Annotated in this window: 16 protein-coding genes; 9 read left to right on the plus strand and 7 right to left on the minus strand. The window is 71.5% G+C overall.

The genetic code is table 11. The features are described from left to right. Positions 1 to 20: 20 nt before the first annotated feature. A complete protein-coding gene (locus ABZ471_RS14095; RefSeq protein WP_359065990.1) occupies positions 21 to 1,253 on the plus strand; it encodes an HEXXH motif-containing putative peptide modification protein in 1,233 nt (410 codons plus the stop codon). Positions 1,254 to 1,333: 80 nt separating this feature from the next. Then, on the plus strand, positions 1,334 to 4,336 hold the full coding sequence (fxsT, locus tag ABZ471_RS14100) for an FxSxx-COOH system tetratricopeptide repeat protein (RefSeq protein WP_359065992.1): 3,003 nt from the start codon (positions 1,334 to 1,336) through the stop codon (positions 4,334 to 4,336). A gap of 263 nt (positions 4,337 to 4,599) precedes the next feature. Here fxsT and ABZ471_RS14105 read toward each other — a convergent pair whose 3' ends face one another. From ABZ471_RS14105 to ABZ471_RS14120, 4 genes are all read right to left on the minus strand, one after another. Then, positions 4,600 to 8,385: a multifunctional oxoglutarate decarboxylase/oxoglutarate dehydrogenase thiamine pyrophosphate-binding subunit/dihydrolipoyllysine-residue succinyltransferase subunit gene (locus tag ABZ471_RS14105; RefSeq protein ID WP_359065994.1), complete on the minus strand. Its 3,786-nt coding sequence runs from the start codon at positions 8,383 to 8,385 to the stop codon at positions 4,600 to 4,602. A 302-nt stretch (positions 8,386 to 8,687) separates the two neighbouring features. Then, positions 8,688 to 9,800, minus strand: a complete 1,113-nt coding sequence (locus ABZ471_RS14110; RefSeq protein ID WP_359065996.1) for an ATP-binding protein — start codon at positions 9,798 to 9,800, stop codon at positions 8,688 to 8,690. Next, positions 9,797 to 10,537 (minus strand): response regulator transcription factor, encoded by a 741-nt coding sequence (locus ABZ471_RS14115; protein ID WP_359065998.1) that lies wholly within the window; start codon positions 10,535 to 10,537, stop codon positions 9,797 to 9,799. Before ABZ471_RS14115 ends, ABZ471_RS14110 begins: the two co-directional genes overlap by 4 nt. A 109-nt stretch (positions 10,538 to 10,646) precedes the next feature. Further along, on the minus strand, positions 10,647 to 11,327 hold the full coding sequence (locus tag ABZ471_RS14120) for a spermidine synthase (protein WP_359066000.1): 681 nt from the start codon (positions 11,325 to 11,327) through the stop codon (positions 10,647 to 10,649). Positions 11,328 to 11,567: 240 nt separating this feature from the next. On the opposite strand from ABZ471_RS14120, the gene ABZ471_RS14125 reads away from it, so the two are divergent. From ABZ471_RS14125 to ABZ471_RS14150, 6 genes are all read left to right on the plus strand, one after another. After that, positions 11,568 to 12,371, plus strand: coding sequence for a rhomboid-like protein (locus ABZ471_RS14125; protein ID WP_359066002.1), 804 nt, complete (start codon positions 11,568 to 11,570; stop codon positions 12,369 to 12,371). A gap of 208 nt (positions 12,372 to 12,579) precedes the next feature. Beyond that, positions 12,580 to 15,000: an endopeptidase La gene (gene lon, locus ABZ471_RS14130; RefSeq protein ID WP_359066004.1), complete on the plus strand. Its 2,421-nt coding sequence runs from the start codon at positions 12,580 to 12,582 to the stop codon at positions 14,998 to 15,000. 105 nt (positions 15,001 to 15,105) lie between these two features. Then, positions 15,106 to 16,107, plus strand: a complete 1,002-nt coding sequence (locus tag ABZ471_RS14135; protein WP_359066006.1) for a serine/threonine-protein kinase — start codon at positions 15,106 to 15,108, stop codon at positions 16,105 to 16,107. Positions 16,108 to 16,242: 135 nt separating this feature from the next. After that, on the plus strand, positions 16,243 to 17,343 hold the full coding sequence (locus tag ABZ471_RS14140) for a hypothetical protein (RefSeq protein WP_359066008.1): 1,101 nt from the start codon (positions 16,243 to 16,245) through the stop codon (positions 17,341 to 17,343). Positions 17,344 to 17,444: 101 nt separating this feature from the next. Continuing rightward, on the plus strand, positions 17,445 to 17,891 hold the full coding sequence (locus ABZ471_RS14145) for a hypothetical protein (protein ID WP_359066010.1): 447 nt from the start codon (positions 17,445 to 17,447) through the stop codon (positions 17,889 to 17,891). 98 nt (positions 17,892 to 17,989) lie between these two features. Continuing rightward, positions 17,990 to 18,733: a hypothetical protein gene (locus ABZ471_RS14150; RefSeq protein ID WP_359066012.1), complete on the plus strand. Its 744-nt coding sequence runs from the start codon at positions 17,990 to 17,992 to the stop codon at positions 18,731 to 18,733. 84 nt (positions 18,734 to 18,817) lie between these two features. On the opposite strand, the gene ABZ471_RS14155 is transcribed toward ABZ471_RS14150, so the two are convergent. Further along, on the minus strand, positions 18,818 to 21,178 hold the full coding sequence (locus ABZ471_RS14155; RefSeq protein WP_359066014.1) for a SpoIIE family protein phosphatase: 2,361 nt from the start codon (positions 21,176 to 21,178) through the stop codon (positions 18,818 to 18,820). Positions 21,179 to 21,304: 126 nt separating this feature from the next. After that, positions 21,305 to 22,129 (minus strand): lysozyme, encoded by an 825-nt coding sequence (locus tag ABZ471_RS14160; protein ID WP_359066016.1) that lies wholly within the window; start codon positions 22,127 to 22,129, stop codon positions 21,305 to 21,307. A 220-nt stretch (positions 22,130 to 22,349) separates the two neighbouring features. On the opposite strand from ABZ471_RS14160, the gene ABZ471_RS14165 reads away from it, so the two are divergent. Then, complete coding sequence (locus ABZ471_RS14165) at positions 22,350 to 22,841, plus strand: MarR family transcriptional regulator (RefSeq protein WP_359066018.1); 492 nt, start codon at positions 22,350 to 22,352, stop codon at positions 22,839 to 22,841. A gap of 19 nt (positions 22,842 to 22,860) precedes the next feature. Here ABZ471_RS14165 and ABZ471_RS14170 read toward each other — a convergent pair whose 3' ends face one another. After that, positions 22,861 to 23,649, minus strand: coding sequence for a protein phosphatase 2C domain-containing protein (locus ABZ471_RS14170; protein ID WP_359066020.1), 789 nt, complete (start codon positions 23,647 to 23,649; stop codon positions 22,861 to 22,863). Positions 23,650 to 23,980 lie beyond the last annotated feature (331 nt).

Consider the following 23,980-nt stretch of genomic DNA (forward strand, 5'->3'; position numbering starts at 1 on the left):
GCTCCGGGATCCTGACGGAGGTGGCCAGCACCCGTCCCCTGCCCGCGAGCACCGGGACACTGCGCGCGGCACTCCACGCGCGTCGCATGCTGCTTCTCAAGGCCCTCCTCGTCCGCGTGGAAGGCCGGCGGGCCCGGACCGCGCCCTCGGTGCGGCGAGGGTTCGAGCGGGACTGGGAGCTGCTGGAGCGGACCGCGGCCGGCGCCGTCCGGGACGCGGTCGACTATCCGACCACCGGCGCATGGCTGGCCGAGACGCTCACCACGGCCGACGGCGCCCTGTTCGAGGCGCATCTGGCCCAGCTGGGCGGGGTCGCCGTCGCCGCCGCCGTCCGCGCGGGAGACCTCGTCGACGGCCACCTGGCCGTTCCCTCGGGCGCACTGGTCCTGCCCGGCCTCGGCGTGCTGAGCGTTCCCTCGGGCCGGGTCCGGCTCAGCGGTGTACCCGGGGCCCTGCGCATCGGGGACGCCCTGGGCGGCAGCGGTGTCGTCCTGCGCCCGCGGGCCGAGACGGGCGCGGAGCCGGTCGGAGAGCCGCGCGGCTGGTCCGGGCTGCGCACGCTGCCCGGCGGCGACGCCGTCCTCGACGATCTGGACCCCTACCGGGTGCCGCCGCCCGGGATCGGCCCCCAGGGCGTACCGGCGGCGGAACGTCCGCACTCCGTCCCCGAGGCCTGGGCCCGGCGCTGGCGCGCGGCGCACGCCCTGCTCGCCGCGACCGACCCGGGACGGAGCGCCGAGGTCAGGGCCCTGGTCCGGGCCGTGGTGCCGCTCGCGCCCGCCGGCCGGCCCGGCGTCGAACCGATGAGCGCCACCCTGCGCGCCGCCCCCGGCGCCGTACTGGCCCAGCTGCCCGCCGACGCCGCGGAACTGGCGGAGTGCCTGGTGCACGAGACCCACCACACCAAACTGGCCGCCCTCGAAGGGGTCGTGGCGCTGTGCCGTCCGGGTTCCGGAGCCGTGCACCGCGTCGGCTGGCGGCCCGACCCGCGTCCCGTTCCCGGGGTGCTCCAGGGGGCGTACGCGCATCTGGCGCTGGCGGATCTGTGGTGGCGGGCCCGGTCCGGGGGCACCCTTCCCGCGGCCTGGCGGTCCCGGGCGGCGGAACAGTTCACCGTCTACCGCGACCATGTGGGTGACGCCTTGTCCGTTCTCCGGGAATCCGATGAACTGACCATTGCCGGAAGGGAGTTCGTCAGAGTGATGAGCGGACATCACGCCGGCCTCGGATCGATGGCCCACGCCCGGGAGTGACGCTGCATGAGCCTACGGTTGCGTTACGTTATGCGAGCGGATGTCCGCGAGTGCGACAGGCGCGGGAGCAGGGAGTGACGATGGTGGGACAGCGGCGGTCGGACGCGGACGGTGCGGCGGCACCCGAGCACTTCCTGGTGGTCTTCCCCGGATACCACCGCTCGTGGGCGGCCTGGATCGCGCAGGCCCTGGAACGCCACGGCCATCGGGCCACCCTGCAGCGCTGGGACCCGCCGCGCGAGGTGCCGCTGGAGGACTCGTTCGGTGACCTGCTGCTGTCCAGCGGCCGCGTCCTGCTGGTCCTCAACGACTGGTTCTTCGAACTCGGCCCGCGCCCGGCCGGCGAATGGAACGACGTCCTGCGCGGCTTCGTCGCCGCCCATGCCGACCGCTTCGCTGCCGTCAACCTCACCAACCGGTCCCTGCTCCCGGCCACCGCCGTCCTCGAACCGGCCAGCCTGTGGGGGATGAGCGAGGACGCCGCCGAGGAACGGCTGCTGGGCCGGCTCGGCGTGGAACGGCGCCGCACCCCGCGTGCCTCCTCCACTCGCGTCCGGTACCCCGACACCCGCTGCGAGATCTGGAGCGAGGTCCCGCGCCGCAACCCGCGCTTCACCGGCCGCGACGACCTGCTCACCGACCTCCACCAGCGCCTGGCCGATGCCGAACGCGGCAACGCGATCTGCACCCTGCTCGGCATGTCCGGCATCGGCAAGACCCAGCTCGCCGCCGAGTACGCACACCGGTTCAGCACCGACTACGACCTGGTGTGGTGGGTCAACTCCGACGACCGCAACATCCAGCGCGACCGCTTCGGCGAACTCGCCGTCGAACTCGGCCTGAGCATCGGCAGCGAGCCGGGCGAGCGCATCCGCGCCGTCCGCGACGCGCTGCGGCGCGGCGAACCGCACACCAACTGGCTGATCATCTTCGACGGCTGGGACGACATGGCGGGCGTGAACACGCTCCTGCCCCAGGGCCCCGGACACGTGCTCATCACCTCCCGCAACCGCGGCTGGAGCGAACACACCGACATCCTCGAGATCCCCGCCTTCCTGCGGGCCGAGTCCACCGGCTACCTGATGCGCCGCGCCACCCACATCACCGCCGCGGAGGCCGACGAGGTCGCCGCCGAGTTCGGGGACGTACCGCTGCCACTGGTGCAGGCCGCCTCCTGGCTCGGCGAGTCCGGGATGGAAGTGCCCGAGTATCTGCGGATGGTGCGCGAGCGCCGGCTCTCCACGGTGGACGAGCCCGCCACCGGAGACGGCTTCCCGCAGTCCTCCATGACCTCCTGGTCGATACTGCTCAACCGGCTCCGGGCGTCCCAGCCGCACGCCATCGACGTCCTCGGCCTCTGCACGTCGTTCGCGCCCGGACGCATCCCGATCGGCCTCATCCGCGCCTACCCGCAGATCGACCTCCCCGAGGAACTGCGGTGGATGACCACCGACCTGCCCGCCTGGACCCGGGCCCTGGACACCCTGGTCAATTACTCGGTCCTCACCCGGGAGACCCGCGGTCCGGTCGGTGCCGACATGGGCCCGCACCAGGAGTCCGTGCACATGCACCGGCTCGTCCACGACATCGTCTCCAAGCTGACCGGCGAGGCCGGCCGGGCCGCCCACCAGCGGGCCGTGCGCAGCCTGCTGGCCGAGGCCGACCCGGGCAACCCCATGGACAGCAGGAACTGGCCCCGGTACGCCGAACTCCTCCCGCACCTGGAACCCTCCGGGGCGCTGGAGAGCACCCAGCCCCGGGTCCAGCAGATGGTCCTGAACTGCCTGCGGTACTGCTTCCGCAGCGGGGAGTACAAGAGCGGCCTCGACCTGGCCCAGCGGATCCGCGAGCGCTGGGCCCGCACCATGGACCCGCTGTCCCAGCTCATGCTCGACCTGACCTACCAGGAGAGCAACATCCTGCGCGCCAGCGGCAGGTTCCGCGACGCCTACGACCTCGACCTCGGCCTCCACCAGCGGCTCAGAACGGCCGAACGGCCCTCCCCGCTGGCCGAGTTGTCCACCAAGGGCAACATGGCCAACAGCCTGCGCCACCTCGGGCGGTACGCGGAGGCGGACGACCTGCAGCGGGGTGTCCTCGACGGCTACGCCACCCTCCTCGGCCCCGACGAGGTCTCCACGCTGATGGCCCGGCACAACGTCGCCGTCGGCCTGCGGCTCCTCGGCCGGTACCAGGAGGCGTACGAACTCGACCTGGAGACTCTCACCCAGCGGGAGAACGCGCTGCGCGCCCGGCACATCAGCACACTCAACTCCGGCAGCGCCGTCACCCACGACCTGCGCCTGCTGGGCCGCTACCGCGACGCGCTCGCCCGGCAGGAACCGCTGGTCCGGCTGCACGTCCAGGTGCTCGGCCCGCAGCATCCGCAGACCCTCGGCGCCCGCACCCACCTGGCCATGTGCCGGCGCCGGGAGGGCGGCCAGCAGCAGGACGTGGGGCCGTACATGGCGAGCCTCCTGGACCAGCTGGAGCAGGTGCACGGCCGGGAGCACTACCGGACGCTGGCCTTCGTCACCAACTACGGGAACTTCCTGCGCGAGCACGGCGACCTGGTGCAGGCCCGCAAGCTGATCGACGAGGCCGAGGCCGGCTACCGCAGTCTGCTGGGCCCGGCCCACCCGGTGGCCACCGGCATGCTCTCCAACACCGGTCTGGTCATGCAGGCGGCCGGCGAACGCGCCGAGGCCCTGTCGATGTTCGAGGCGGCCCTCGGCGGACTCACCGCCCCCCTCGGCCCCGACCATCCCTGGGTCCTCGGCTGCGCCCTCAACGCGGCCAGTGCCCGGAACTTCAACGGCCGGATCGCCGATGCCGTGGAGCTGAGCCGGGACACGCTGCGCCGGTCCCGGCACACGCTCGGCCACGAGCACCCGCTGACCCTCTCCGCCCAGGTGGCCCTCTCCGCCGATCTGCGGGCCGCCCGTGAGCAGGAGGAGGCCGGGAAGCTGGAGGAGGACGGTCTGCTCGGCCTCACCCGCACCCTGGGCGCCCAGCACCCGCACACCATCTCCGCCCGCCAGCGCACCCGCCCCTACTGGGACTTCGAGCCGTATCTGGGCTGAGCCGACTTCTTTGCGTGGTGCCCGGAGCTGTGGCCGGCCGGGCGTCGGCTTCGCCTGCCCGCGCTTGCGGGGTGCCGCTGCGCCCACCCGTGCCGTTGCGGCCGACGGCACTGCAGCCCCCTGGGGGCGCGGGGAACCGCGCGACCAGCCCCCAGGCACCCGCAGCCGCGTACGGTCTCGACCGCCCCGACGGGTAGGCAAAGGGCCCGGTGCCGAGCAGGAACTCGGCACCGGGCCCTGGTGTTCGGCGAACCGCCGGAGGCCTACGCCTCGAACACCTCACGCACCAGCTGCTCCTGCTCGGCCTGGTGGCGCTTGGCGGAGCCCACCGCCGGGGACGAGCCGTGCGGGCGCGAGATGCGCCGCAGCCGCTCGCCGGCCGGGATGTCCGCGCCGACCGCCAGGTCCAGGTGGTCGATCAGGTTGAGCGCGATGAACGGCCAGGCACCCTGGTTCGCCGGCTCCTCCTGCGCCCACAGGTACTTCTCGGCGTTCGGGTACTTGTTGACCTCCGCCTGCAGCTCGGCGCCCGGCAGCGGGTACAGGCGCTCGATGCGGATGATCGCGGTGTCCGTGACCCCCCGCTTGACCCGCTCGGCCTCGAGGTCGTAGTACAGCTTGCCGGCCACGAAGACGACCTTGCGGACCGATGCCGGGTCCACGGTGGCGTCGCCGATGACAGGGCGGAACTGACCCGACGTGAACTCCTCCGTCTTCGACGCGGCGGCCTTGAGGCGCAGCATCGACTTCGGGGTGAAGACCACGAGCGGCTTGTGGTGCGGGTTGTGCACCTGCCACCGCAGGAGGTGGAAGTAGTTCGACGGGAGGGTCGGCATGGCGACCGTCATGTTGTTCTGGGCGCAGAGCTGCAGGAAGCGCTCGACGCGGGCCGAGGAGTGGTCCGGGCCCTGGCCCTCGTAACCGTGGGGGAGGAGGAGGGTGACGCCGGACGTCTGGCCCCACTTCTGCTCCGCCGCCGAGATGTACTCGTCGACCACCGTCTGCGCGCCGTTGACGAAGTCGCCGAACTGCGCCTCCCACATGACGAGCGCGTCGGGGCGGGCCAGCGAGTAGCCGTACTCGAAGCCCATGACCGCGTACTCGGACAGGAGGGAGTTGTAGACGTTGTACCGCGCCTGCTCCTCGGCGAGGTACATCAGCGGCGTGAACTCCTCGCCCGTCTCACGGTCGATGAGGACCGCGTGGCGCTGGCCGAAGGTGCCCCGCTGGGAGTCCTGGCCGGACAGGCGGACCGGGGTGCCCTCCAGGAGGAGGGAGCCGACCGCGAGGGTCTCGCCCATACCCCAGTCGATCGTGCCGTCCTCGACCATCGTCGCCCGGCGCTGCAGCTGCGGCAGCAGACGCGGGTGGACGTGGAAGGAGTCGGGGATGTTGACCTGGGACTCGGCGATCCGCTTCACGACCTCCGAGGAGATCGCGGTGTTCACGGCGACCGGGAAGTCCGCCTGGGGGTCCGACACCGGGCCGGAGGCCGGCTGGGACGTGGCCTCGCGGACCTCCGTGAAGACCTTCTCCAGCTGGCCCTGGTAGTCCTGCAGCGCCTGCTCGGCCTCTTCCACGGTGATGTCGCCGCGACCGATGAGGGACTCGGTGTAGAGCTTGCGCACCGAGCGCTTCTTGTCGATCAGGTCGTACATCAGCGGCTGGGTGAAGGCCGGGTTGTCCGACTCGTTGTGACCGCGGCGGCGGTAGCAGATGAGGTCGATCACCACGTCCTTGTTGAACGCCTGGCGGAACTCGAAGGCGAGCCGCGCCACGCGGACGACGGCCTCCGGGTCGTCGCCGTTGACGTGGAAGATCGGGGCCTCGATCATGCGGGCCACGTCCGTCGCGTACATCGACGAACGCGAGGACTCGGGGGCCGCGGTGAAGCCGACCTGGTTGTTGATGACGATGTGGACCGTGCCGCCGGTGCGGTAGCCGCGCAGCTGCGACATGTTCAGGGTCTCGGCCACCACGCCCTGGCCCGCGAAGGCCGCGTCGCCGTGCAGCGCGACCGGCAGGACCGTGAAGTCCGTGCCGCCCTTGTTGATGATGTCCTGCTTGGCGCGGGCGATGCCCTCGATGACCGGGTCGACCGTCTCCAGGTGGGACGGGTTGGCGGCCAGCGAGACCGTGATCTGCTCGCCGTCCAGGCCGGTGAAGGTGCCCTCGGCGCCCAGGTGGTACTTCACGTCGCCGGAGCCGTGCATCGACTTCGGGTCGAGGTTGCCCTCGAACTCGCGGAAGATCTGCGCGTACGACTTGCCGACGATGTTCGCCAGGACGTTCAGCCGGCCGCGGTGGGCCATGCCGATGACGACCTCGTCCAGGCGCGACTCGGCGGCGCTGTCGATGACCGCGTCCAGCAGCGGGATGACGGACTCGCCGCCCTCCAGCGAGAAGCGCTTCTGGCCGACGTACTTGGTCTGCAGGAAGGTCTCGAAGGCCTCCGCAGCGTTCAGCCGGCGCAGGATGCGCAGCTGCTCCTCGCGCTCCGGCTTGGTGTGCGGGCGCTCGACGCGGTCCTGGATCCACTTGCGCTGCTTCGGGTCCTGGATGTGCATGAACTCGATGCCGATGGTGCGGCAGTACGAGTCGCGCAGCACGCCGAGGATGTCGCGCAGCTTCATCAGGGACTTGCCGGAGAAGCCGCCGACCGCGAACTCGCGCTCCAGGTCCCACAGGGTGAGGCCGTGCTCGGTGATGTCCAGGTCGGGGTGCTTGCGCTGGCGGTACTCCAGCGGGTCGGTGTCGGCCATGACGTGGCCGCGGACCCGGTAGGAGTGGATCAGCTCGAAGACGCGGGCGGCCTTGGTGACGTCGTCGTCGTGCGAGGCGTCGATGTCCTTGAGCCAGCGGACCGGCTCGTAGGGGATGCGCAGCGCCTTGAAGATGTCGTCGTAGAAGCCGTTCTCGCCCAGCAGCAGGTTCGCGACCTGGCGCAGGAACTCGCCGGAGGCGGCGCCCTGGATCACCCGGTGGTCGTAGGTCGACGTGAGCGTCATGACCTTCGAGATGCCGAGCTTGTTCAGGGTGTCCTGGCTGGTGCCCTGGAACTCCGCCGGGTAGTCCATGGAGCCGACGCCCATGATCACCGACTGGCCGGGCATCAGACGCGGCACGGAGTGGACGGTGCCGAGGCCGCCCGGGTTGGTCAGGGAGACCGTCACGCCGGTGAAGTCGTCCATCGTCAGCTTGTTGTCGCGGGCGCGACGGACGATGTCCTCGTAGGCCTGCCAGAACTCGAAGAAGTTCAGCGTCTCGGCCTTCTTGATGGCGGCCACGACGAGCTGGCGGTCGCCGTTGGGCTTCACCAGGTCGATGGCCAGGCCGAGGTTGATGTGCGCCGGCTTGACGAGGGTCGGCTTGCCGTCCTTCTCGCCGAACGACCAGTTCATCGACGGCATGGCCTTGATGGCCTGGACCATCGCGAAGCCGATCAGGTGCGTGAAGGAGATCTTCCCGCCCCGGGCGCGCTTCAGGTGGTTGTTGATGACGATCCGGTTGTCGAACAGCAGCTTCACCGGGACCGCGCGGACCGAGGTGGCGGTCGGCAGCTCCAGCGAGGCGTTCATGTTCTTCGCGACGGCGGCGGCCGGGCCGCGCAGCGTGATCAGCTCGGGGCCCTCGGGGGCCGCGACTGCGGGGGCTGCGGGGGCGGCCTTGGCCTTCGGCTGAGCGGGCGCCTGTGCGGGCGTCGCCGGCTTGGCCGGGGCTGGGGCTGGGGCCTGCGCCGCAGGAGCGGGGGCCGGAGCCGCGGCGGCGGGCTTCGGGGCCGCGGGCGCGCTCGGGGCCGGGGGAGCCGGGGTGGTGGTCCCTGCGGCCCCCGCGGCCGCAGTACCCGCCGGAGCCGAGGCGGCGGGAGCGCCCGGCTTGTAGTCGGCGAAGAAGTCCCACCAGGCACGGTCTACCGAATTCGGGTCCTGGAGGTACTGCTGATAGATCTCGTCGACGAGCCACTCATTGGGACCGAACGCAGCAGCGGGGTTCTTCCCGGCTTGGTCGTCGGTCGAGATGCTCGAGTTACTGGGGGACTGTGGCGACACGGCGGCAACCGCCCTCTTCCGCTTCACAAGGTGATGGACAGCGGGAATAAAGGCTACGCCTCCGAGACCGGGAAGGTGAGGTCGGGCCGGTTCATCGTCGTGTAAGTCACACCGGAAATCTTGTTTCAGGGCTTGATATGGCGGGAAACAAGCGGGGTTCCGCATGTGTGCGAGGGTGTGCGGGAACGCCGAGGGGGGCCCGGCGCGGCTGCGTGCGACGCGCGTCCCGGGCCTGTCCCTGATCACACGTGTCCGGCTGCGCGGACAGCCGTGGATCTTGTGGCTCCGCTTCGGACTTTACGTCAACTTGGGACGGAAGTCAGTCCCGGAAGAGTGACGATGATCCTGCAGCCCCGGTCGGATTCGGCCACACCGATCCGGCCGCGGTGCAGATCCACCGCCCAGCGGGCGATCGCGAGGCCGAGGCCGGTACCGCCGTCGCTGCCCGGACCGTGCGGCCGGGTCACCGCGCCGCGGTTGAACCGCTCGAACACGCGGTGCCACTCCGACCTGGGGATTCCGGGACCCTCGTCCAGGATCTCCAGCTCCAGCGACTCCGGCTGCGGCCCGCGCCGCGCCTTCACGGTGACCCGGCCGTGCGGCGGGCTGTGCTTGACCGCGTTGTCGATCAGGTTGGCCACGACCTGGTGGATGCGCTCGGGGTCCGCGTGCGCGGTCAGCTCCGGCGGGGAGACGTCGAGGTGCAGGTGCACGTCCGTACGCGTGTGGCTTCCGGAGCCGGAGGCGATGCCCGCGCGCGCGGAGGCGACCATGTTGGCCTCCTTCAGCACGCCCGAGAGGTACGGCCACACCTCGAAGCGGCGCAGCTTCAGCGGGACGACGCCGTTGTCGAGCCGGGAGAGGTCCAGCAGGGTCTCCACCAGGCGGCCGAGGCGTTCCGTCTGCTTGAGGGCCGTCCGCATGGTCTCCGGATCGGCCTCGGTGACCCCGTCGACGATGTTCTCCAGCACCGCGCGCAGGCCCGCGATGGGGGTACGCAGCTCGTGCGAGACGTTCGCGACCAGTTCCTTGCGCTGGTGGTCCTGTGTCTCCAGCTCGTCGGCCATGACGTTGATCGTCTGGGCCAGGTCGCCCAGCTCGTCGCGGCGGTTCTCGCGCACCCGGCGCGTGTAGTCGCCCTGCGATATGGAGCGGGCCACCGCGTTCATCTCGTCCAGCGGCGCGGTGAGCGAATGGGCCACGAACTGCGTTATCAGCAGTGTGGCGATCATCGAGAAGACCGTGATGAAGCGCAGCTCCGTCTTGGTGTGCACCGCGATCATCGACAGACCGGTGGTGATCAGCACCGAGATGACGACCAGCGCACCCAGCTTGGTCTTGACCGAGAACGGGCGTACGCCGCCCCAGGGGTCCTCCCCGGGGCTCCTCCGTGCGGCCTCCCGTCGGCCGCTCATGGCGTCGGTGTCTCCAGCGCGTAGCCCACACCGTGCACGGTGCGGATCCGCTCGGCGCCGATCTTCCGCCGCAGCGCCTTGATGTGGCTGTCCACGGTCCGGGTGCCGGAGGCGTCCGCCCAGTCCCACACCTCGGCGAGCAGCTGCTCCCGGGAGAGCACCGCGCGCGGGGTGTTCGCCAGGCACACCAGCAGGTCGAACTCGGTGGGCGTGAGGTGGACGTCCTCGGACTTCACCCGCACCCGGCGCTGCGCGTGGTCGATCTCCAGCTCGCCGAGCCGCAGGATGCCGGAGCGCGGCGTGGACGCGGCGATGGTCGCCCGCTCCACGCGCCGCAGCAGGACGTGCACCCGCGCGGCCAGCTCCCGCATGGAGAACGGCTTGGTCATGTAGTCGTCGGCGCCGACCCCGAGGCCGACCAGCATGTCGGTCTCGTCGTCGCGCGCGGTGAGCATCAGCACCGGCACCGGGCGCTGGGCCTGCACGCGCCGGCAGACCTCCAGGCCGTCGAAGCCGGGCAGCATGATGTCGAGGATCAGCAGGTCGGGCTGCCAGGCCTCGGCCGTGTCGACCGCCGCCGGACCGTCTGCCGCGGTCTGCACGAGGAATCCCTCGGCGCGGAGCCGGGCCGCGATCGCGTCGACGATCGTGGGATCGTCCTCGACGACCAGCACGCGGCGCTGCGCGCCCTGGGTCGTCGTGGCCGCGCCGGTCTGGGAGGTGTGTGTCTGCTCCATCGCCCGCCCCTGTTGCTTTCCGGAATCCGTGGGGTGATCCCATGACTGCGATTGACGCTTGAATGATCCGCGTCAGGGCAGCACATTACGGGGACTCACCGCGCCGTCGCTATCCAGGGCGGACGGCGAGGTGTACAGCGTCCGGAACGCCCCGGGCAACGGGCACCTCTTCGGTACGCACCTGACGGAACCCGGCATTCCGCAAGCTTCCTTCAAATTCCGGAGAGGGTTCGGCAGACCATACAGCCAGCACCCCGCCGGGGTTCAACACCCGTGCACAGGCCGCGAGTCCGGCAGGCGAGTAAATGCCGCCGTTGCCCTCGGTGACCGTCCAGCCGGGACCGTTGTCGATGTCGAGACACAGGGCATCGAACGTGTCCGATGTCTCATTGACGTACGTCACGAGATCGGATTCGACGATCTCGGTGCGCGGATCGGCGAGCGCGTCCGCGGAGAGCGCGGACAGGGGGCCGCCGTCCCGGTGCCAGTCGATGACCGCGGGCTCCCGCTCGACGACGGTGATCCGCCCCCACTTCTCGTCCGCCGACGCGTGTGCGAGCGAGAATCCCACCCCCAGTCCGCCGATCAGCACGTCCGGCGCCGGGCGCCCGTCCAGGGCGGCGTGGGCGGCGTCGACCAGCAGCCGCTCCGAGCGGCCGTCGGAGGTGTCCATCAGGAAGCAGCCGTTGGCGATGATCTGCAGCAGCGTGCCGTGTCTGCGCAGGACCACCTCGCCATGGGGGCCTTCGCGACGGTCCAGGACCACGGGGGAGTCGTACACGGCAGTCATGCGTCCATCCTGCTCGAACGGGGCGTTGCGTTCACGGGAATTGACCGGGAACCGGCCGCGAACCGGCGGATGCACCCGTTCGCGGGATGAGGCCGGGTGCTCGGCGAACTCGTGTGCGGGCCGGGGCGGACGCCTGCGAAGCGTCTGAGGTTGCTGTGAATCCGCTCTCGCGTGGCGTCGGTCATAGACAGCGGCCTCATGAACACGAAGGGTGGGGCGCGACGGAAGGAGCGCCTCACCGTGGAACGGACCGTGACGGGCCCTGCAATCGCCGCGTCCCCGCCCTTGGGCACGCCTCTTCCCTCCACCCCGTTGCCGGACATCGCCGGCCTGCTCGACGGGGTTCCCCGACAGCGTGAGCTGCCCGCCCCGGCGGTGACGCCGACCCCGATCCCGATCCCGATCCCGGTCCCGCCCCCGATCGCGGCCCGTCCCGCCTTCCGCCCCTGGCGCCTCCTGCCCACCCCCGCCGGCACCCCGTTCACCTTCGCCTACGCGGCCCTTCTCGCCCTCACCTCGCTCGTGGCGAGCTGGGCCGACCCCGCGCTGGTCCACCGGCTGTACCAGGACTCCAGTACCGACGTCGCCCATCTGGCGCGCACGCCGGTCCTGGTGCTGCTGGCGAGCGCAGTGTGGGTCGCGGGCGGGATCGTGTCGCCGTACGCGGCCGCGTTCGTGCTGGTGCTCACCGCGCTGGAGCGGCGGATAGGCGGCGCCCGGGCGGCCTGCGTGTTCCTGGCGGGCCATGTCCTGGCCACCCTCGCCACGGAGGTCCCGGTGGGCTTCGCGGTCCTGTTCGGCCATCTTCCGGACACCTCCCTGCACCGCCTCGACTACGGCATCAGCTTCGGTGTCGCCGCCAGCATCGGCGCCCTCTCCGGCCTGCTCGCGCCCTGGGTCCGCTGGCCCCTCCTCGCCCTGGTCGCCGGCACACTCCTGAGCGATCTGCTCGCCTTCCAGGACCCGATGACCAACTGGGGTCATCTGATCGCCCTCACGATCGGGATCGCCGGCTGGCCGCTCGTACGCCGCTGGCAGAGCTGATCCACCGACGACCTGAAAGGGCACGGGGACCTGCGCGATCGCCCCCCACCGGCCCGCACCCGCGCACGCCTCTCACTCCACCCCCCTTGGGCGCCGCCGACCCCGGCGTCACCACTTGATCGCTCACAGCGAACGCCAACCGGGGAACAACCGCGCAGCGCCGTGCATTGAGTCGGCATAGCTCAAGTTGACTGCCAAAGGGGAGATCATGGCTGCTGAGTCCACGGCGTTCACGCTCGTACTGCCCGTGCTGCCGCTCGACGACGAGGTCGTGCTGCCCGGGATGGTGGTCCCGCTCGACCTGAGCGACACCGAGGTGCGGGCCGCGGTGGAGGCCGCACAGGCCGCCGCCCGGTCGGAGCCCGGGAAGCCCAAGGTCCTGCTGGTGCCGCGCATCGACGGGACGTACGCCAAGACCGGTGTGCTGGGCACGGTCGAGCAGGTCGGCCGGCTGGCCGACGGCGACCCGGGGGCCCTGGTCCGCGGCCGCGGCCGGGTGCGGATCGGCGCCGGTACGACGGGTCCGGGCGCCGCGCTGTGGGTCGAGGGCGTGAGGGCCGACGAGAGCGTGCCCGAGCCGCTGCCCGGCCATGCCGCCGAACTCGTCAAGGAGTACAAGGCCCTCGCCACCAGCTGGCTGAAGAAGCGCGGGGCCTGGCAGGTCGTGGACCGCGTGCAGGCCATCGACGACGTCTCCGCGCTCGCCGACAACTCCGGGTACTCGCCCTTCCTGACCACCGAGCAGAAGGTCGAACTGCTCGAGACCGCCGACCCGGTGTCCCGCCTCAGGCTCGCCGCGCAGCAGCTGCGCGACCACCTTGCCGAGCAGGACGTGGCCGAGACCATCGCCAAGGACGTCCAGGAGGGCGTCGACAAGCAGCAGCGCGAGTTCCTGCTGCGGCGTCAGCTGGAGGCCGTGCGCAAGGAACTGCGCGAGTTGAACGGCGAGCAGGAGGGCGAGGAGTCCGACGACTACCGCGCCCGCGTGGAGGCCGCCGACCTGCCGGAGAAGGTCCGCGAGGCCGCCCTCAAGGAGGTCGACAAGCTGGAGCGGTCCAGCGACCAGTCGCCCGAGGGCTCCTGGATCCGCACCTGGCTCGACACCGTCCTCGAACTGCCGTGGAACGACCGCACCGAGGACGCCTACGACATCCAGGGCGCCAAGGCGGTCCTGGACGCCGAGCACGCCGGCCTGGAGGACGTGAAGGAGCGGATCACCGAGTACCTGGCGGTGCGCAAGCGCCGTACCGACCGCGGCCTGGGCGTCATCGGCGGCCGGCGCGGCGGTGCCGTACTGGCTCTCGTCGGCCCGCCCGGCGTCGGCAAGACGTCGCTCGGCGAGTCCGTCGCCCACGCGATGGGGCGCAAGTTCGTCCGCGTCGCCCTCGGCGGTGTGCGGGACGAGGCGGAGATCCGCGGCCACCGGCGTACGTACGTCGGTGCCCTGCCCGGCCGTATCGTCCGCGCCGTCAAGGAGGCCGGGTCCATGAACCCGGTGGTCCTGCTGGACGAGATCGACAAGGTCGGCTCGGACTTCCGCGGTGACCCGGCGGCGGCGCTGCTGGAGGTCCTGGACCCGGCGCAGAACCACACCTTCCGCGACCACTATCTGGAGGTCGAACTCGACCTGTCCGACGTGGTCTTCCTCGCCACCGCCAACGTCCTGGAGGCCATCCCGGAGGCCCTGCTCGACCGCATGGAGCTGGTCCGTCTCGACGGCTACACCGAGGACGAGAAGGTCGTCATCGCCCGTGACCACCTGCTCCCGCGCCAGCTGGAGCGGGCCGGCCTGGACAAGGACGAGATCTCGATCGCGGAGGGCGCGCTGCGCAAGCTCGCCGGCGAGTACACCCGCGAGGCGGGCGTGCGCACCCTGGAGCGGTCCCTCGCCCGGCTGCTGCGCAAGATCGCGGCCCAGCACGAACTCGGCGAGCGGGAGCTGCCGTTCACCGTCCGGGAGGAGGACCTGCGCGGTCTGATCGGGCGTCCGCACCACGTGCCCGAGTCCGCCCAGGACCCGGCCGAGCGCCGTACGTCCGTCCCGGGCGTGGCGACCGGCCTCGCGGTCACCGGTGCCGGCGGCGACGTCCTCTTCGTGGAGGCCTCCCTGGCCGACCCGGAGACGGGCGCGGCGGGGCTGACCCTGACCGGTCAGCTGGGCGACGTGATGAAGGAGTCGGCGCAGATCGCGCTGAGCTTCCTGCGCAGCCACGGTGCCGAGCTGGAGCTGCCGGTGGCCGACCTGAAGGACCGGGGTGTGCACATCCACTTCCCGGCGGGCGCGGTCCCCAAGGACGGGCCGAGCGCGGGCATCACGATGACCACCGCCCTCGCGTCCCTGCTCTCCGGCCGCCTGGTCCGCACGGACGTGGCGATGACCGGCGAGGTCTCGCTGACCGGCCGGGTGCTGCCCATCGGCGGCGTGAAGCAGAAGCTGCTCGCCGCCCACCGCGCCGGGGTGACCACCGTGGTCATCCCCAAGCGCAACGAAGCCGACCTGGACGACGTCCCGGCCGAGGTGCTGGACAAGCTCGACGTCCACACCGTGACGGACGTCCGCCAGGTCCTGGAGCTGGTGCTCGCGCCCGCCACGAACGGCGCGGAGCCGGAGGTTCCGGTAGCGGCGTGACGGACGCTTCCGGACAGGGGAAGGCCCGGGGCCCGTGAGGGAGGCCCGGGCCTTCGCCCTGCCGTGGCCAAGCGGGCATCTGGATCAACTCGGTAGAATTCGGGTGTGACTGGGCAGGTGGTGCAACCCTCCGGTCCGATCGGGACGGAGATCGCCGGCTACCGGGTGGAGCGCGAGCTGGGCCGCGGCGGCATGGCGGTCGTCTACTGCGCCACGGACCTGCGTCTCGGCCGTACGGTCGCCCTCAAACTGCTCGCCCCCGAGTACACCCGCAACGACGCCTTCCGCCGCCGCTTCACCCAGGAGTCACGGGTGGCCGCCGCCATCGAGCACCCGCACATCGTGCCCGTCTTCGAGGCCGGCGAGACCGACGGGGTCCTGTACATCGCCATGTGCTACGTCGCCGGGCAGGATCTGCGCGCCCTGCTCGACCGGGCGGGCCCGCTCCCGGTGCCGACCGCACTGCGCATCGCCGCGCAGCTGGCGTCCGCGCTCGACACCGCCCACCAGCACGATCTGGTGCACCGGGACGTCAAGCCCGGCAACGTCCTGGTCGCCAAGGGTGTCGACAGCGACCACCCCGAGCACGTCTATCTCACCGACTTCGGGCTGGCGAAGAAGTCCCTGTCGCTCACCGGGTTCACCACCGCGGGCGAATTCGTCGGCACCCTCGACTACGTGGCGCCGGAGCGGGTCGCGGGCCTACCGGTGGACGGCAGGTCCGATCTCTACAGCCTGGCCTGCGTCGTCTACGAGACCCTCGCGGGCACCCCGCCCTTCCGGCGCGAGGATGCCCTCGACCTGCTGTGGGCGCACCAGTACGACCCGCCGCCCGCTCTGAGCGAGGAGCGGCAGGGGGTCCCGCCTGCCGCCGACGACGTGCTGCGCAAGGCGCTGGCCAAGTCCCCCGACGACCGTTACGGCACCTGCGTGGAATTCGTCGCGGCCCTGCGCACCGCCCTCGACGATCACTCCGCCCCGCGGGGCCGTACGCCCACGCTGGTCGACCACCGTGCGGTAGGCATCCCCGTCGCCGCCGACCCGGAGCCCGAGCCCGTGCCCGACCCGCCTGCCTGGGCCGGCCCGGTCCTCGGGGGACCGGAATAGTACGGACTTATTTCTCCTCGTCAAGTCCCGAGCCCTCGGAACGTGACCGCGCTCTCGCGTTCCGGCCTACTTGAAGCACGAGCCGCACCGGAACACCGGTCACCGAAAAGGCCCGACACCGAGTAGGAGAAAGCCATGCAGCGCACCGACAAGAACCACGGCCAGAACCGTCCCAAGCGGGGCTTTCGAATCGCGACGATCGTGGCTTCGGCCGTGGTGGTCGCGGGAGGAGTAATTCTCCCGGCCACCGCGGCGACGGCGGCCAGTATGCCCGATTCCGTAGCGGTGGCGATGGTCGCCCACGACAAGGACCACAAGCACCACGACAAGCACGACCGGCACGACCGCGACCGGCACGACCGCGACCGGCACGACCGCGACCGGCACGACCGGCACGGTCACCACGACAAGAAGTGCCACCACTGCGACAAGGACAAGGACAAGGACAAGGGCAAGGGGAAGGGCACCGGCGGTAAGGGCGGCGACGGCGGTACCGGCGGCAAGACCGGCGGTAAGGGCGGTGACGGTGGTACCGGCGGTAAGACCGGTGGTGACGGCGGTAAGGGTGGTACCGGCGGCGACACCGGTGGTGACGGCGGTAAGGGCGGCACCGGCGGCGACACCGGCGGTAAGGGCGGTGACGGTGGTACCGGCGGCAAGACCGGTGGTGACGGCGGCACGGGTGGTACCGGCGGTAAGACCGGTGGTGACGGCGGTAAGGGTGGTACCGGCGGCGACACCGGCGGTAAGGGCGGTGACGGTGGTACCGGCGGCAAGACCGGTGGTGACGGCGGCACGGGTGGTACCGGCGGTAAGACCGGTGGTGACGGCGGTAAGGGTGGTACCGGCGGCGACACCGGTGGTAAGGGCGGTGACGGCGGGACCGGCGACACCGGTGGTAAGGGCGGTGACGGTGGTACCGGTGGCAAGACCGGCGGTGACGGCGGCAACGGCGGGCTCGGCGACCAGGGCGGTGACGGCGGTAAGGGCGGCACCGGCGGCGAGAAGGGTGGCGCCGGCGGTGACGGCGGGTTCGGCACCGACACCGGTGGTAAGGGCGGTGACGGCGGCACCGGCGGCAAGACCGGCGGTGACGGCGGCAACGGCGGTGGCGGCGTCGAGACCGGCGGCGACGGCGGTAACGGCGGTGACGGCGGTCAGCAGGGCGGTAACGGCGGCGACGGCGGTACCGGCGGCGAGACCGGCGGTAACGGCGGTGACGGCGGCAACGCCTGACCGGACCGGCGGCAACGCCTGACGGCCCCGACGGCGGGGGTGAAGGCCCGTAGGACCTCCACCCCCGCCGTTTCGTCCCCCAAGACCCAAGGAGAACCCTCATGACCAGGACACTCTGGCGACGCTCGATCGCCCTGACCGCGGCCACCCTGGCCGTCGCCGCGACCGCCACATGCACCTCCCGTGCACTGGCGGACCACCGGCCCGCAACCCACCACACCACTCAGTCCGCCTCCGCCGACGACTCCTCGGAGTGCGGCAAGGGCGGCGACGGCGGCAGGGGAGGGGACAGCAGCGACGGGACCGGTCAGCCGGGTGAGCCCGGCAAGCCCGCAACCCGCGAGTGCGACCGGTACAGCGATCTCCCGGACAAGCCGAAGGGCAAGCTCACCGTGGCCGACCGGGTCAAGATCGTGCTGGTTCTGATCAACGGCGGCGCGACCGAGGAGCAGATCGCCAAGAAGTACGACATCCCGAAGGAGAAGGTCGAGACCTGGAAGCAGGCGTATCTCAAGGAGGACTGGGCCGTGCTGCTGAACGACGACTGAAAAGTCCGGATCCCCGCAACCCGAATTCCCGAATTCCCGAATTCCCGAATCCCTGAACCCCTGAATCTCCGAGCCCTCGGCAAAGGAAAGAAACCACCATGAGCAACAACGCCCGCAAGAACACTCTGGCCGCGGCCGCCGTCTCCGTCCTGCTCGCCGCAGGCGGCGTACTCCTCCCCGCGGGCGCGGTGTTCGCGGCACCGGCGGCGCAAGGACAGGTTCAGGTGCACGACAGCGGTAACAAGAAGCACCACGACGACCACGACAAGCATCGCGACCACGACAAGCACGGCGACCACGACAAGCACGGCGACAAGCACCGCGACCACGACAGGAAGAAGGACCACAGGAAGCACGACGACAAGCGACATCGCGGCCACGGCGACGACGACTACTGCCGGCGCGGCGACGGAGGCGACGGCGGCAACGGCGGCAACGGCACCGGCTCTCCTCCGGTCTGCACGGCTCCGGGCCAGAGCGGCACCGGTGGCACGGGTGGACGCGGCGGCCGGGGCAGCTGCGGCGGCCGGGACGGCGGCGCCGGGAGCAACGGCAGCGGCGGTGGCGGCGGCGGTGGCGGCCACTGCCCCGAGCCCAGCCCGACGACCCCGTCGACTCCGGAGGACAAGGGGGGCAAGGGGGACACGGGCCACGGCGACCCGTCGACGCCGGACAACCCCTCCAGCCCGCAGGAGCCCGCGCCCGCGGACAACCCTCCGCCCGCGGACAACCCGCCCGCGGACAACCCTCCGCCTGCGGACAACCCGCCTGCGGACAGCGGGACGACCCCCGACACCCCCTCCGGGCCCCAGGACGACTCCGGAGGAGTGGTCGTCAACTGAGCGACGTCGACTGATTGCGCCGACCGAACACAGAAACAGGCCGACCGGCCCCTGCCCCGCCCCTCCCGGCGGGGCAGCGGTCTGTCAGCCCGCGGGCAGCGACTGCTCTGCCCACACCGTCTTGCCCACCCGGTCGTGCCGGGTGCCCCAGCGCTCGGCGAGCTGGGCGACCAGCAGCAGGCCGCGGCCCCCTTCGTCGAAGATCCGGGCGCGCCGCATGTGCGGGGTGGTGCCGCTGGAGTCGTAGACCTCGCAGATCAGGGTGGAGTTCTGGTGGATGAGCCGGAGCTGGATGGGCGGTCGGCCGTAGCGGATGGCGTTGGTGACCAGTTCGCTGACCATCAGCTCGGTGGTGAAGGAGGCCTCGTCCAGCCCCCACACGGAGAGCTGGTCGCTCGTGTGTTTGCGGGCCCGGGCCACCACGGTGGGCTCGCTGTCCAGGTCCCAGGCGGCGACCCGGTCGGTGTGCAGCGCCCGGGTGCGGGCGATGAGCAGGGCGATGTCGTCGTCGGGGCGGTGGCTGAGCATCTCGGTCAGGACCCGGTCGCAGATGGTGTCCAGCGTCGGCGCGGGACGGCCGAGCGCGGCGAACAGCTTGTCCAGCGCCTCGTCGATGTCGTGGTCGCGGGCTTCGAGCAGTCCGTCGGTGTACAGGGTGAGCAGGCTGCCCTCGGGCAGCTCGGTCTCGAAGGCCTCGAACGGCAGCCCGCCGAGCCCCAGCGGCGGGCCGGCGGGCACGTCGAGAAAGCGGACCGTGCCGTCCGGGGTGACCACGGCCGGCGGCGGATGGCCGGCCCGCGCGAGGGTGCACCGACGCGAGACCGGGTCGTACACCGCGTAGAGACAGGTGGTGCCGATGCCTCCGGCGCTGTCGGCGCCCGGGTCCGCGCTGCCCTCGTCCGCGGCCAGCCGCAGGACGAGGTCGTCGAGGTGGGTGAGCAGTTCGTCGGCGGGCAGGTCGACGTCGGCCAGGGTGCGCACCGCGGTACGCAGCCGCCCCATGGTGGCGGAGGCCCGGATGCCATGGCCGACCACGTCACCGACGACGAGGGCGACCCGCGCTCCGGACAGCGGGATCACGTCGAACCAGTCGCCGCCCACGCCGGCCCGGGTGGCCGCGGGCAGATACCGGGTGGCGATGTCCAGGGCCGCCTGGTCGGGCAGCGAGTGCGGGAGCAGGCTGCGCTGCAGGGCCATGGTGGTGGTGCGCGCTCGGGAGTACCGGCCGGCGCTGTGCAGGCCGGTGGCGGCCCCGGCCGTGAGTTCCCCGGCGAGCCGCAGATCCTCCGGACCGAACGGCTGCGGGCGCCGGTGGCGGCCGAGGACGGCCACCCCGAGCGTGTTGCCCTCGGCGAGCACCGGCACGACCATCAGCGAGTGAGTGCCGTACGCGCGCAGCCATGCGGCCGTCGGGTCCACGGCAGCCCACCCCGCGACGATCGGGTCCAAGACGTCGTAGAGAACGGAGTGGCCGGTGGCCAGGCACTCCGCCGGAGGCGAACCCGGCTCGTAGGCGGTCGCTTCGCCCACCCGGGCTCCGGCCGCGCTCGGGTCGTGGCCGGGGACGGCGCGCAGCGCGGCGCGGCGCAGGACCACCGGGTCGGCCGACGCGTCGGCGAGGTCGGCCGAGGTCTGCGGGGAGTCGAGCAGGTCCACGGTCATGAAGTCGGCGATCCGGGGGACCGTCGCCTCGGCCAGTTCCTGCGCGGCGCGCCGGAGGTCGGGGGCCATGCCGGCCGCCGAACCGGTCTCGCCCGCGGTGTCCTGCCGGGTGGCGGACCTGGGGGAGCGCCGGTGCGCGGCGAGGCAGACGGCCCGCACCGTGCCGGTCCCGTCCTTGAGCGGGGTGAGGACGGTCGACTGGTCGAGGTCCGGGACGAGGCCGGCCTGCACCTCGCGCGGCTCGCCGGTCACCAGCACGTGGCGCATCGCCCCGTCGGCCTCGTCGCTCGCGGGACCGGGCGCGATGTGCGGCAGGCGCAGCCCGCGCATCGCCGCCTCGGGCAGGGACAGGACGCGTTCCAGGCGGCGGTTGGCGCGCATCAGGCGCTGCTCGGTGTCGAAGATCGCCAGCGGGAACGGGGACTGGATGAACGTCCATTCCTCCAGGGGTTCGCCGCGGGGCGGCTGCGGCCGGTCACCCACGGCGGTCACCACGAGCCAGTCGGTGGCGCCGGTGCCCGTCGTCCGGCGGTGCGCGAGGAGCCCCAGTTCCAGGCGCCGGCCATCGCGGTGGCGCAGGGGTACGGTGCCGTTCCACCGCTCCCGCCCGGCCAGGGTCCGCCGGGCCGCCCCGGCCTCGGCGGCGAGCAGCGTGGTGGCCGGCCGGCCGACGACCGCCGAGGACTCGTAGCCGAGCAGCCGCTGGGCACCCTCGCTCCAGCTGGTCAGGATGCCCTGCTCATCGATGGTGGCCGTGGCCGTGTACGTCGAGTGTCGCTCCATCGCCGCTCATCTCGCCCTTGCTCGCCAGGCTCCTCTCCTGACCAGAATGATCCCGGCCGGCGCGGAGCACCAACGCAGCGAACGGCGGCCACTCGCAGGGGGACGGCCGCCGCACACGCACGGTTGCTAGCCGTTGGCCAGTGCCACCACCCGGTCCAGTGCTCCGTTGAACTTGTCGTGGTCCCCGACGGTCGGGCCGGAGGAGGTGTACTGCCACATCGTGTAGTACGTCCATCCCGCGGGCAGCGTCCCCGGGTCGGAGGCGTAGCGGGCGATCCAGAGCGGGTTGCTCGTGGCGAAACCGCCGTAGTTGCCGGTGCACTGGGTCCACCAGCTGGTGGCCGTGTAGATCACGGCGTCCCGGCCCGTACGCGCCTTGTACGTGTTCAGGAAGTCGGCGATCCAGCCGACCATCCCGGCGGCAGACTTTCCGTAGCAGGTGGCGCCGTACGGGTTCCACTCGATGTCGAGCGCGCCGGGCAGGGTCTTGCCGTCCCTGGACCAGCCGCCGCCGTGGTCGACGAAGTAGTTGGCCTGGGTGGCGCCGCTCGTGGTGTCCGGGGTCGCGAAGTGGTACGCGCCGCGGATCATGCCGACGTTGTACGAGCCGTTGTACTGCTGGGCGAAGTAGGGGTTCGTGTAGTACGTGCCCTCCGTGGCCTTCGTGTAGGCCCAGCGGACGCCGCTGTTCCACAGGGTGCTCCAGGCGACGTTGCCCTGGTAGCCGGAGACGTCGACGCCCTCGGTCCGGGTGGCGTCCTCGGTGCTGGGGATGCCGTCGCGGCCGTCGTGGGCCAGGACTCCCATGCCCATGTACGCCGAGCCGCGGCTGGGCGTGGTCGCGGCCCGGGCGGTGGTGAGGGGGAGAGCGAGGGAGAGCGCGGCGAGCAGGGCGGTGACGAGGACGGCGAGGGGGCGTGGGCGGAGGGAAACAGGTCTGTTCACGGGCATGACGTGCCTCCGGGGAGTGAGGTGGGGGACCACGGACGGCCATCTGGGCGTGGGCATGTCATTGATTGCCTGATAAAGAAGCTACGCACGTAGATGACGGCGTGGGAAGGGGGTCCGGAGGACGCCGTTGGTCTACGCCTGCGAAATACTTACGGAGCTGCGGCTATGGCGGCGTTTGACGGAAACTTTCAGGACAGCGAAACCGAGCAGGGGTGCTGACGTGCACGAGGACGGAAACGGCGACGGACATCGCGTCACCGGGCAGGTGGCGCCGAGTGGTGCAGACCAGGAATTCCTGGCGCTGGAGCGCGAGTTGACCGTGCTGCTCAGGCGCGCCCGGGCCAACCAGGGCGAGATGGCCCGCGAGGTCCACCCCGACCTCGAGTCCTCGGCGTACGGTCTGCTCATCCGTCTCGACGAACTCGGCGGCCAGCGCGCCACCGAACTCGCCGCCTACATCGGTGTCGGCAAGGCCACCATGTCCCGCCAGCTGCGCGCCCTGGAGGAGCTGGGCCTCGTCGCCCGCGAGCCCGACCCGGCCGACGGCCGCGCCTGGCTGGTCACCCTGACCGACGAGGGCCGCGGCCGCGTCGGCAAGGTCCGCGAGGCCCGCCGCGCCCGCTACGTCAGCCAGCTCGCCCACTGGGACCGCCGCGAGGTGGCCGAACTGGCCAGGCTGCTGCACCAGTTGAACGGGGTCATGGCGAAGTAGGCCGCACGGCGCGGCAGCCTCACAGCTCCACGTACACCACCGTCGCGTCGTCATGGGTCTTGCTGCGTCCGAGGAACGCCCGCTCTTCCCGGTCCGCCCGCTCCCGTTCCCGCACGGCGTCCACCAGGGAGCGGGCGCCCGCCTTGGCGACCAGCTCGAACAGGGCCGTCCAGTCGCCCTCGTGGAACTTCTCCGTCCAGCGGGTCGCGCCGTCGGTCAGTGCGGCCAGCGCGCGGACCTCGTGGCGCGGAAGGGTGCCGGTGACCGCGCGGGAGGCGACGGCGGGGTCGGCGGCGGCCGTGAAGAAGCCGCCCTCCTTGTTGCGCAGGTTGGCGTCGACCAGGGCGTCGGTGGCCAGGGCGGAGCGCGGCAGCCGGTCGAGGCGGTCGTCCAGGACCGGCGCGACCGTGCCGTCGGGCGACTGCAGGAGCAGCGCGGAATCGGACAGGACCAGGTATTCCAGGGTGTCGGCGGACCAGCGGGTCAGGACGACGGTGGCCTGGGGGGTTCGCGGGTGAGAAAGCTCACAGGTGTGTGCATGGGCGTCAGCCGTTCGACCGATCGCCTGCGAAAGAATCTCCGGGAGCGTCAGATCTCGGTCGGAAACGGTCAGTTCGGTCAGCGAGCCGCCGAGCCGTGCCGTGAACCAGGAGACGGAATGAAGACACCCCGTCCCGCTCTTCGGCGGCGTCACTCCGTCCAGCAAGATCACGCAACCTCCCTGACCGGACGCGGGTAGTCCGACTCCGGCGAAGTCCTCGTTGGGGCGGGTCGCGTCGCCGGGTTCCGAGACGAGATCAGTTCGCATCCGGCCAGTCTGCACGAGCCCTTCACAGGCTGCGTCAAAGGTCGGCAAGCGTCGCGGGATGGGCACGGCCGCGCAGGCCGGCCGCCTGGTTTGGGGTGAAATCGCATGCTCCGGGAAGGCGTGGCGGCGAATACTGTCAAAGCCTGCCGCGCCCGTCCAACCGGCCCGCCGTACAGGAGTGCTGCACGCGCCAGAGGAACTTGCCCGTCAACTCCCCTCCGATGTTCACTCCTTCGGGTGGCGGGTCAGGCGATGACCGACCCCTGCCCACCGGCGCTGGGAGGGTCGGGAACCGTACGAACCGGGTGTACGCACCACTGGGCACCGAGAC

The sequence above is a fragment of the Streptomyces sp. NPDC005728 genome, from assembly GCF_040630895.1.
Classification (GTDB): domain Bacteria; phylum Actinomycetota; class Actinomycetes; order Streptomycetales; family Streptomycetaceae; genus Streptomyces.